Source organism: Niallia oryzisoli, assembly GCF_036670025.1.
GTDB lineage: Bacteria > Bacillota > Bacilli > Bacillales > Cytobacillaceae > Bacillus_BD > Bacillus_BD oryzisoli.
In genome coordinates, this window is sequence record NZ_CP137640.1 from 17,501 (window position 1) to 27,500 (window position 10,000).

Here is a 10,000-nt window from a genome sequence, read left to right on the forward strand (position 1 = left end):
TGATGTATTGTTAGTCCCAGCAAAATCAGAAGTGCTCCCTAAAGATGTCAGTCTAAAGGTGAGTTTAACGGATAAGGTGAAATTAAATATTCCGTTGATTAGTGCAGGTATGGATACAGTTACAGAAGCCGAAATGGCTATTGCGATGGCTCGTCAAGGCGGGATAGGTATTATTCATAAAAACATGACGATTGAGCAGCAGGCAGAGCAGGTAGACAAGGTAAAACGTTCAGAAAGCGGCGTTATTTCAGATCCATTTTTCCTAACACCGGAAAAGCAAATCTTTGATGCGGAACATTTAATGGGTAAGTATCGAATCTCCGGGGTACCAATTGTTAATAATTTAGATGATCGGAAACTAGTTGGCATCCTGACTAACCGGGACCTTCGCTTCATCCAGGATTATTCCATTAAAATTTCAGATGTAATGACAAAAGAAAATCTAGTAACAGCTCCAGTCGGAACAACCTTAGCAGAAGCAGAAAAAATTCTACAAAAATATAAAATTGAAAAGCTTCCTCTCGTTGATTCTGAAGGAGTACTTCAAGGACTTATCACAATTAAAGATATTGAAAAAGTAATTGAGTTTCCAAATTCCGCAAAAGATGAGCACGGCCGCTTATTAGTCGGTGCAGCTGTCGGGGTTTCTAAAGATACGATGCTGCGTTTAGAAGGATTGGTTAAGGCTGGGGTTGATATTGTTGTTATTGATACAGCTCACGGGCATTCAAAAGGTGTAATTGAAACGGTTAAAGAGATCCGCAACCAATATCCTGACCTTGCACTAATTGCAGGTAACGTGGCAACAGCAGAGGCAACAAAAGAATTATTCGAAGCTGGAGCAGATGTTGTAAAAGTAGGTATCGGTCCTGGTTCTATCTGTACGACAAGGGTTGTAGCTGGTGTGGGTGTACCGCAAATTACAGCTATCTATGACTGCGCAACAGAAGCAAGAAAGCATGGTAAGGCCATTATTGCTGACGGTGGTATTAAATACTCAGGCGATATCGTGAAAGCTCTTGCTGCAGGCGGACATGCTGTTATGTTAGGAAGCTTACTTGCCGGTACATCAGAAAGCCCAGGGGAAACAGAAATCTATCAAGGACGCCGCTTCAAGGTGTATCGTGGTATGGGATCTGTTTCCGCCATGGAAAAAGGTTCAAGTGATCGTTACTTCCAAGAGGAGAATAAAAAATTCGTTCCAGAAGGAATCGAAGGACGTTTACCATACAAAGGACCGCTAAGTGATACAATCTATCAGCTTGTCGGCGGGCTTCGTTCCGGTATGGGTTATTGTGGTGCAGCAAACTTACAAAACCTAAGAGAAAACAGTCAATTTATTAAAATGAGCGGTGCAGGACTAAGAGAAAGTCACCCGCATGATGTTCAAATTACAAAAGAGGCTCCAAACTACTCTATTCAATAAATTAACAATAAAGTAGGGATAAACTCCCTGCTTTTTGTTTTTTATGGCAAAAACTAGTAATTGTCTAACTATCATATGATGAAAAAAATAGGCATTTGCACAAGCTATTTTTTCACAAAAACTTATGTTAAAATACGAAGGTGTATTAAGAGTTGGAGGGCTTTAAATTGAAAAAGAAAACTTTTCGGAAACGAGTATCTGGTCTGCTGGCAATGCTTCTATTCTTAAGCTTTTTCACAGGGTTTAGCCCTGTAAGTGCTGAAGAAGATACTCTAGGTGTTAATGCAGATGCCGCTATCCTGGTGGATGCTGATACAGGACGAGTATTATATGCAAAGAATCCTGATAAGGTCCTTGGTATTGCGAGTATGACAAAAATGATGACGGAATACCTGCTTCTTGAGGCGGTTAAAGAGGGACGTGTAAAATGGGATCAAAAGTATTCCGTGAGTGATTATGTGTATAATGTTTCACAAGATAGAGATCTGTCAAACGTTCCATTACGTAAAGACGGAACGTATTCTATTAAAGAGCTCTATGAGGCGATGACGATCTATTCAGCAAACGGTGCAACGATCGCTATTGCTGAAACCATTGCCGGATCTGAAGAAAGCTTTGTAAAGATGATGACAGACAAAGCAAACGAGTTAGGTTTGAAAAACTTTAAATTTGTGAATGCCACTGGTTTAAATAACCATGATTTAAAAGGAATGCATTCAGTAGGCGGTGCCGAAGAGGAAAACGTGATGTCTGCCCGTGCTACTGCAACCTTGGCCTTTCATTTGTTAAAGGATTTCCCTGAAGTGTTAGAAACAACAAGTATTCCTTCTAAAACGTTTAGAGCAGGAACTGATGACGAAATCAAAATGGATAACTGGAACTGGATGCTTCCAGAGCTTGTTTTTAAATATGAAGGTGTTGACGGTTTAAAAACAGGTACAACTGATTTTGCTGGCTATTGCTTTACCGGTACTGCTGAGCGTAATGGAAATCGCTATATCACTGTTGTGATGAATGCAAAAGGTGAAGGCGGAGAAGGAACATATAAATCAAGATTTGATGAAACAAAGAAAATGCTTGATTATGCATTTAGTAATTTTTCTAAGGAAGAAGTTCTAAAGAAACATTATCAAGTGAAAGATACAAAAACAATCCCTGTTAATAAAGGGAAAGAAAATCAGGTAAAAGTCTATACAAAAGATGCAATTGAACTGGTTAATAAAAAAGGCGAGAAAGATAATTATAAGCCGGTCCTTGTATTAGATAAAAAGCTTTTGAATAAGGATGGAGAAGTAACGGCTCCAATTAAAAAAGGCGATAGAGTAGGTTACATTAAGCTGGAGACAAAGGATGGCACCCCAATTCAATTTCTTGATGGGAAAAGCCCACAGGTGGATGTAATTGCTGCAGAAACTGTCGAAAAGGCAAATTGGTTTGTTCTAAGCATGCGTGCAGTCGGAGGATTCTTTGCTGATGTATGGGGAAGCGTATCTTCAACTGTAAAAGGCTGGTTTTAATTAAAGAAAGGTCCCAAGTATATGTGGGGCCTTTTTTTATATCTCGGAAATCAGGCCAATATTCATGATAGAATTTTGCATAATCATGTAGTAAAATGGAAATAGATAATCTTAGTAAGACTAATACATACCATATCGTTTAAAAGCAATGAGAGGAAATAGTAGCAAGAGAGTTATTCTTAAGAGAGCCGGTGGTTGGTGAAAATCGGCGGATGACGCTTGTGAATCCATCCTTGAGCAGAGTATGGAAAGCCAGAAATGGTCAGTAAGTACTTTCGGGTAAAACCGTTATCGTTTTAAGGTGGAAGGCGTTTGCCTTCAACTAGGGTGGCAACGCGGGTAACTCTCGTCCCTTTTTAGGGACGGGAGTTTTTTGTATTTGCATCAAACGGTTCCTTAGCCATGTTTTTAAATGAAAAAAGGATAAAGAGGAGGATTCTTATGCTCGATATTAAATTTTTGCGTGCTAATTTTGAAGAAGTAAAAGCAAAGCTCCAACACCGCGGTGAGGACCTATCTGAGCTTGGACGCTTTGAGGATTTAGACGTTTCACGACGTGAACTAATTGTTGAATCAGAAAAGTTAAAGAGCAGACGAAATGAAGTTTCTCAGCAGGTGGCCGTGTTAAAGCGTGAAAAAAAGGATGCAGACCATCTTATAAAGGAAATGCGTGAAGTAGGCGATGAGATTAAGGTTCTAGATGAGAAGCTAAAAGCAGTTGAGGAACAACTAGAATCCATCCTTTTAGGCATTCCGAATATCCCGCATGAGAGCACACCAATTGGAGAATCAGAGGATGATAATGTCGAAATTAGAAATTGGGGAGAAAAGCCGCAGTTTCCTTTTGAAGCGAAGCCGCACTGGGATATTGCCGATCATCTTGCTATTCTTGACTTTGAACGTGCCGGTAAAGTAACAGGAAGCCGTTTTGTGTTCTATAAAGGGTTGGGTGCAAGACTGGAAAGAGCGTTATTCAACTTTATGCTTGATCTTCATACAGAAGAACATGGATACCTTGAAGTTCTGCCGCCTTATATGGTAAATCGGGCAAGTATGACTGGAACAGGACAGCTTCCAAAGTTTGAAGAAGATGCCTTCTTAATCGAGAGTGAGGATTATTTCTTAATTCCAACAGCGGAAGTGCCAGTTACAAATCTCCATCGTGATGAAATTCTCAATGGAGAAGAGCTGCCTATCAGCTATGCAGCCTTTAGTGCGTGTTTCCGTTCTGAGGCGGGCTCTGCAGGCCGGGATACAAGAGGCTTAATTCGACAGCACCAGTTTAACAAAGTGGAACTTGTAAAATTTGTGAAACCTGAAGAATCCTATGAACAGCTCGAAATTTTGACAGGTCATGCTGAAAAAGTTCTTCAGCTTCTGAAATTGCCATATCGTGTTATGAGTATGTGTACAGGCGACCTTGGTTTTACGGCCGCGAAAAAGTATGATATTGAGGTTTGGATGCCAAGTTACGACACATATCGTGAAATTTCTTCTTGCAGTAACTTTGAAGCATTCCAGGCACGCAGAGCGAATATCCGTTTCCGCCGTGATCCGAAAGGTAAACCAGAGCATGTTCATACATTGAATGGATCTGGCTTAGCCATCGGCAGGACTGTTGCTGCAATCCTAGAGAATTACCAGCAAGACGATGGATCTGTGGTGATTCCGGAAGTATTGCGTCCATATATGGGTAATAGAGAAGTTATTACACCAAGATAATAAGCCGGTATTATAAAAATTAAAATTCCGGGCAATCTATTATTGCCCGGAAAATACTTGTTTAGCATAAACGTCGGTTGACACTAAATATCACATATGATATATTTCATTTTGTCTTAAATGGAGGAATACCCAAGTCCGGCTGAAGGGATCGGTCTTGAAAACCGACAGGCGGGTTAAACCGCGCGGGGGTTCGAATCCCTCTTCCTCCGCCATAAAGATAAAAAACAACCGCGCATAAAATTGGAGATAAATCGCTATCCTATTGGGTAGCGATTTTTTGTTTTATAATGATCCAGTAGATTTCCCTTAAAGTGAACCTTTACATTGAGTACAAGAGAAAAACTGCAAACACTAAGCCTGCAGTTTTCTATTTATTGTTCAAGTCCCATCTTTTCTACAACTGCTTCATCTCTTAGCATTGTCCATATTGCCTTATCTTCCATACCTAATCTCCAAAGAGCTAAGCCTCTAATTCCTAAGCGGTCCGCAAGCCGGGCTTTGGCTAAAATACTTGCACGGTTTTCAAACCAAACTTCATGCTTAACACCTTGTGCATCAGTGTAAGCAAACATCGGGGTTTGCGTTTCTTCATCAAAGATAATTTCTTTATTATACTGTCTTGCTAATGCCATTGCACGGTCATAGGTTGCATAAGCTGCCCTGCCAGTTTGAAGATTAAAATCAAAACCAAATACAGAAACAGCCGCCACAATTTTTTCTTTTGGCATGACAGACATTGAATACCGTAATACCCTTTCCATACGCCCTATTGATACAACAGGTCCTGGACCGCTTCCCGGCCACCCATGCTCATTATAAAGCATAACGACAAATTGATCTGTAGGCTGATGAAGATTCGGATAATCAAACGGTTTGGCAAAAACGCTTGGATCTGTTGGTCCTGTTTTGGATGGAACAGCTGTTGAGAAGAAATAGCCCCTTTCATCTAAGACACGACCAATCACACGATAAAGCTGTGTTAGCCGATCTCGATCTTCTTCGAATACATCTTCAATATCGATATCAACGCCATCTAATCCATATCTCTCAATTAATCTTACTAAATTGAGGGCAAATGCAGTCATATTTTGTGGGGAGGACACTAACTCATGAATAACTCGCTTCGCTAATTCTACTCCTTCGTCGTATAAAAGGTTATGAACGGTTGCAAGCATCTTAACATTATGACGGTGGCCGAGCCTTACAAGCGCTTGTATTTCTGCATCGTTAAATTCTCCAAACTTCTCAATTGTTGTTGGGTTATTCTTATCAATCCTAAATAAAAATAAGCCATTTTGTGATATTTGCTCGATATTTGTAACAAATGATTCGTATGAGCTTGGTAATGTAGGACCTTCCTCTAATGTGTAGTATCCGAGGATCTGGATAATAGGCTTTGAGCCATCGTGTGCCCTTAGAGTTGTAACTGTTTTTGATATCCATCCAGGATTACCGTTAAATAATGCAATTCTGTACCAGTCGCCTTGAACACCGAGCAGCGGCAGTCTTGCCCCTCGATCCATTTGTGCCACAACATTGGCAGAAGAACTCGGGCTTTGCCGAACATTTACATTATTAGCGTTCACAATAACCTCAGAATAAACAGGTATCGTTAATCTCTGACCAATCGTTAGGTCCATTGCTTCTAAATTATTCAGTGCCATAATGCTTTCAACTGTTGTGTTGTATCGTTTGGCAATCGAGAATAAACTGTCTCCGGCCTTGACTGTGTATACTGTTTGTCTTATATCTTCTTCGGGAACCATAAGCCTTTGACCGATATAGATCGTGTTTGACGATAAGCTGTTTAAATGTTTGATGTTTTGTACAGATGTATGAAAACGGTCGGAAATTGATTGTAAGGAATCCTGCGGTTGAACTGTATAATAATCGCTTTCTGTTTGGTCAGGAATGAGCAGCTGCTGTCCAATATAAATCATGTTAACCGGCAATTGATTCAAGCTTCTTAATTCCTCAACTGACGTTCCAAAATTTTCCGCAATGCTATACAGGCTGTCACCGGGCTGAACCCAATATACATTTCTGTCAAAAAGTAAAGGAACGCTCAGTTGTTGGCCAATATAAATAACAGTGGATGGTAATTGGTTTTGATATATTATATTTTGTACAGAGGTATTAAACCTTTCAGCAATTGAAGCTAAGGAATCTCCCTGCTGTACAACATACCTAGTTTGCCGAAAATACATTCGTATCTCATCTCCCTCAACAGACATCTATATAAATATATGCAATGGTGAAAAATTTTTGCCTATAACTGTTCACCTATGTTCGAAATACTAATTCATGCTATAATTTCCCAGTCGGTAATAAATCAATCTTATCTTTTTTAGGAAGGATATTTATATATGTTTGAAAAACACTCAGATGAATATTTTATGCTGGAGGCAATTAAAGAGGCGAAGAATGCGGAAATACTTGAAGAGGTGCCAATTGGTGCAGTCATTGTCCTGCATGGGAAGATTATTGCCAGGGCGCACAATTTAAGGGAAACAAATCAAAGTGCTGTCTCACATGCAGAGCTGCTGGCAATTGAACAGGCTTGTGAGGCTGTTGGCTCATGGCGGCTTGAGGATGCAGAGCTATTTGTGACGCTTGAGCCATGTGCGATGTGTGCTGGTGCGATTATTCTTGCGCGGGTCAAGCGGGTCGTGTACGGTGCGGCGGACCCTAAGGGCGGCTGTGCGGGTACGTTTATGAATCTTTTGCAGGATGAGCGTTTTAATCATCAAAGTGAGGTCGTTGCCGGGGTCCTGGAGCAATCATGCGGGCAGCTGTTAACTGATTTTTTTCGCTCAGTCAGAGAGAGAAAAAAGGCAGCGAAACTGAAGAGGAAGCAGGAATTATCTGTTGAAACAGAATTTAGAAGTGATTAAACATTGCTTTTTAAGTTGATTATTAGTATACTTAATCATGCGTCGATAAGGACGCCTAACAATTTGGTATCAATTTTGCCGTGCTAAGCGGGGAGGTAGCGGTGCCCTGTACTCGCAATCCGCTCTAGCGAGGCCGAACTCCTTTCCTGAGGCTGATCTCCTGTAGGGTCTGCCTTGAGTAAGTGGTGTTGACGTCCGGGTCCTGCGCAATGGGAACCCATGAACCATGTCAGGTCCGGAAGGAAGCAGCATTAAGTGGATCATCCCATGTGCCGCAGGGTTGCCTGGGCCGAGCTAACTGCTCAAGTAACGCTTATGGGAATCAGTCGACGGAAGGTGCACGGCAGTTTAACTTATACTAATAAAGCCCATCCTTAATTGGATGGGTTTTTTACTATACAAAAAAGATGGCTGTGGAAAACAAGGGAAGGTTTTCTTCTTAATTTTTTTGTATAATAGAAAATATATACGTTATAATGATTTAGGACAAGAATGAGAAGGGGGCGTTTAAGTGAGTTATCAAGCATTATATCGTGTATGGCGTCCACAAAGTTTCATTGATGTGGTTGGACAAGAACACGTAACGAAAACATTGCAGAACGCCCTGCTTCAAGATAAGATATCACACGCTTATTTATTCTCAGGGCCTCGTGGTACGGGGAAAACGAGTGCAGCTAAAATATTAGCGAAGGCGGTCAATTGTGAAAAGGCCCCGATTGCGGAGCCTTGTAATGAGTGTCCGGCATGCCTGGGTATAACAGATGGGTCCATCCCTGATGTCATTGAAATAGACGCGGCCTCAAATAATGGAGTCGAAGAGATTCGTGACATACGTGATAAGGTAAAATATGCGCCAACATCAGTGAAGTATAAGGTCTATATCGTCGATGAGGTTCATATGCTGTCCATTGGGGCCTTCAATGCCCTGTTAAAGACATTAGAAGAGCCGCCGAAGCATGTTATTTTTATTTTAGCCACAACAGAGCCGCATAAAATTCCTCTCACAATCATCTCAAGATGTCAGCGTTTTGATTTTAAACGAATTACTGCTCAGGCGATTGTAGGCAGGATGTCCTTGATTGCCCGTGAAACAGGGGTAAATTATGAGGAGAATGCTCTTCATGTCATCGCAAGAGCGGCAGAAGGCGGTATGCGTGATGCATTAAGTCTCTTGGATCAGGCTATTTCTTTTGGAAAAGAAAAAGTGACAGTTGATGATGCATTAACGGTTACAGGGGCAGTCTCACAGGTCTTTTTACTGAATCTGGCCAAGGCTATAAAGGACCATGATGTGGTCAGCGGCTTAGAATCATTAGAAGAGCTGCTTTTCCAGGGGAAGGACCCAACAAGGTTTATTGAGGATCTCATTTTATTTTACCGCGATATGCTGTTATACAAAGCAGCGCCCGATTTAGAGGAATCGCTGGAGCGTGTGATGCTTGACGAGGAGTTTAAGACGCTTGCAGAGGACATTAATCCGGAAGAGATTTATCAGCTCATTAATATGTTAAGCAAGACGCAGCAGGAAATGCGCTTTACGAACCATCCGAAGATTTTCCTCGAGGTAGCGGTTGTCAAGTTGTGTCAGCTTGAGGCAGCAGTCACCAGCACATCAGGCTCACCGGCTGTTGAACAGCTGATGCAAAGAATCAATCAGCTGGAGCATGAGATAAGTGAGTTAAAGCAGCATGGTATTAAGGTGATGGAAGAGGAACATCAGCCTGATGTTCAGAGGCGGCCGCAAAGAACGGCAAGAAGAGGATTCCAGGCGCCGACGGGAAAAATTAATGAAATTCTAAAGTCTGCCACTAAACAGGATCTTCAGGCTGTCAAAGGCCGTTGGGCTGAGCTCATTGAAGCATTGACAGCGAACCAAATGCGTTCACAGGCGGCATTATTAAAAGAAGCCGAGCCGGCAGCAGCATCGAGCCAGGCGTTAGTCATTAAATTTAAGTATGAAATTCACTGTCAAATGGCAATGGATAATGATAAATTTGTAGAAGCGATCACTTCTATATTGCAAAGACTAACCGGTAAAAGAATGACCGTAACAGGTATACCGGAAGAACAGTGGGTATCGATCCGCGAGTCATTTGTGAAAAATCAGCGCCATGATGACAGTGGCACAGAAGCATCTGAGTTTGGTGCTCCTGAAGAAGAGCCGATTATTGCGGAGGCAAAAAAACTGTTTGGAGCTGACTTGATTGAAATTAAGGAATAATCAGGGCAGATTTAGATTAATAAATATCAATAATTAAGTGGAGGTAATGAATATGATGCGTGGCGGGGGAATGGGCAATATGCAAAAAATGATGAAGCAAATGCAGAAAATGCAAAAGGAAATGGCAAAGGCCCAGGAAGAATTAGGAGAACAAAGAATTGAAGGAACAGCCGGCGGCGGCATGGTGACAGTCATCATGACAGGCCATAAAGAGGTT

The 10,000-nt window shown here is 41.5% G+C and carries 7 protein-coding genes, 1 tRNA gene, 1 other RNA gene and 1 other annotated feature (2 of these 10 cut by a window edge); of the genes, 8 read left to right on the forward strand and 1 reads right to left on the reverse strand.

What is annotated here, in order from left to right; all coding sequences use genetic code 11:
• From guaB to R4Z09_RS00090, 4 genes are all read left to right on the forward strand, one after another.
• Positions 1-1,426, forward strand: partial view of an IMP dehydrogenase gene (guaB, locus tag R4Z09_RS00075; protein ID WP_338450438.1) — the 3' portion only. It extends 41 nt beyond the left edge of the window; 1,426 of the gene's 1,467 nt are visible here — the last part of the coding sequence; its start codon lies off the left edge, out of view; its stop codon occupies positions 1,424-1,426.
• A gap of 212 nt (positions 1,427-1,638) precedes the next feature.
• A complete protein-coding gene (locus R4Z09_RS00080) occupies positions 1,639-2,943 on the forward strand; it encodes a serine hydrolase (RefSeq protein WP_338453167.1) in 1,305 nt (434 codons plus the stop codon).
• Positions 2,944-3,082: 139 nt separating this feature from the next.
• Positions 3,083-3,300 (forward strand) — a binding site (T-box leader).
• Positions 3,301-3,384: 84 nt separating this feature from the next.
• A complete protein-coding gene (gene serS, locus R4Z09_RS00085) occupies positions 3,385-4,665 on the forward strand; it encodes a serine--tRNA ligase (RefSeq protein WP_338450439.1) in 1,281 nt (426 codons plus the stop codon).
• Between the two features lie 122 nt (positions 4,666-4,787).
• A tRNA-Ser gene (locus tag R4Z09_RS00090) sits at positions 4,788-4,880 on the forward strand.
• Positions 4,881-5,039: 159 nt separating this feature from the next.
• Here R4Z09_RS00090 and R4Z09_RS00095 read toward each other — a convergent pair.
• Positions 5,040-6,875, reverse strand: a complete 1,836-nt coding sequence (locus tag R4Z09_RS00095) for a LysM peptidoglycan-binding domain-containing protein (protein ID WP_338450440.1) — start codon at positions 6,873-6,875, stop codon at positions 5,040-5,042.
• A 159-nt stretch (positions 6,876-7,034) separates the two neighbouring features.
• Here R4Z09_RS00095 and tadA point away from each other — a divergent pair, with 159 nt between their 5' ends.
• From tadA to R4Z09_RS00115, 4 genes are all read left to right on the forward strand, one after another.
• A complete protein-coding gene (gene tadA, locus R4Z09_RS00100) occupies positions 7,035-7,562 on the forward strand; it encodes a tRNA adenosine(34) deaminase TadA (RefSeq protein WP_338450441.1) in 528 nt (175 codons plus the stop codon).
• Between the two features lie 78 nt (positions 7,563-7,640).
• Positions 7,641-7,906, forward strand: an RNA gene (ffs, locus tag R4Z09_RS00105) — signal recognition particle sRNA large type.
• Between the two features lie 167 nt (positions 7,907-8,073).
• Positions 8,074-9,783, forward strand: coding sequence for a DNA polymerase III subunit gamma/tau (gene dnaX, locus R4Z09_RS00110; protein ID WP_338450442.1), 1,710 nt, complete (start codon positions 8,074-8,076; stop codon positions 9,781-9,783).
• Positions 9,784-9,838: 55 nt separating this feature from the next.
• Positions 9,839-10,000: the start of a YbaB/EbfC family nucleoid-associated protein gene (locus R4Z09_RS00115; RefSeq protein WP_191090874.1), read on the forward strand. 165 nt of this gene lie beyond the right edge of the window; 162 of the gene's 327 nt are visible here — the first part of the coding sequence; it begins with the start codon at positions 9,839-9,841; its stop codon lies beyond the right edge, outside the window.

Bases quoted from the DNA above. Each gene is read 5' to 3' on its own strand.
- R4Z09_RS00080 (WP_338453167.1), top strand. From the start codon at position 1,639: ATGCTTCTATTCTTAAGCTTTTTCACAGGGTTTAGCCCTGTAAGTGCT.
- serS (WP_338450439.1), top strand. From the start codon at position 3,385: ATGCTCGATATTAAATTTTTGCGTGCTAATTTTGAAGAAGTAAAAGCA.
- R4Z09_RS00095 (WP_338450440.1), bottom strand. From the start codon at position 6,875: ATGTATTTTCGGCAAACTAGGTATGTTGTACAGCAGGGAGATTCCTTA.
- tadA (WP_338450441.1), top strand. From the start codon at position 7,035: ATGTTTGAAAAACACTCAGATGAATATTTTATGCTGGAGGCAATTAAA.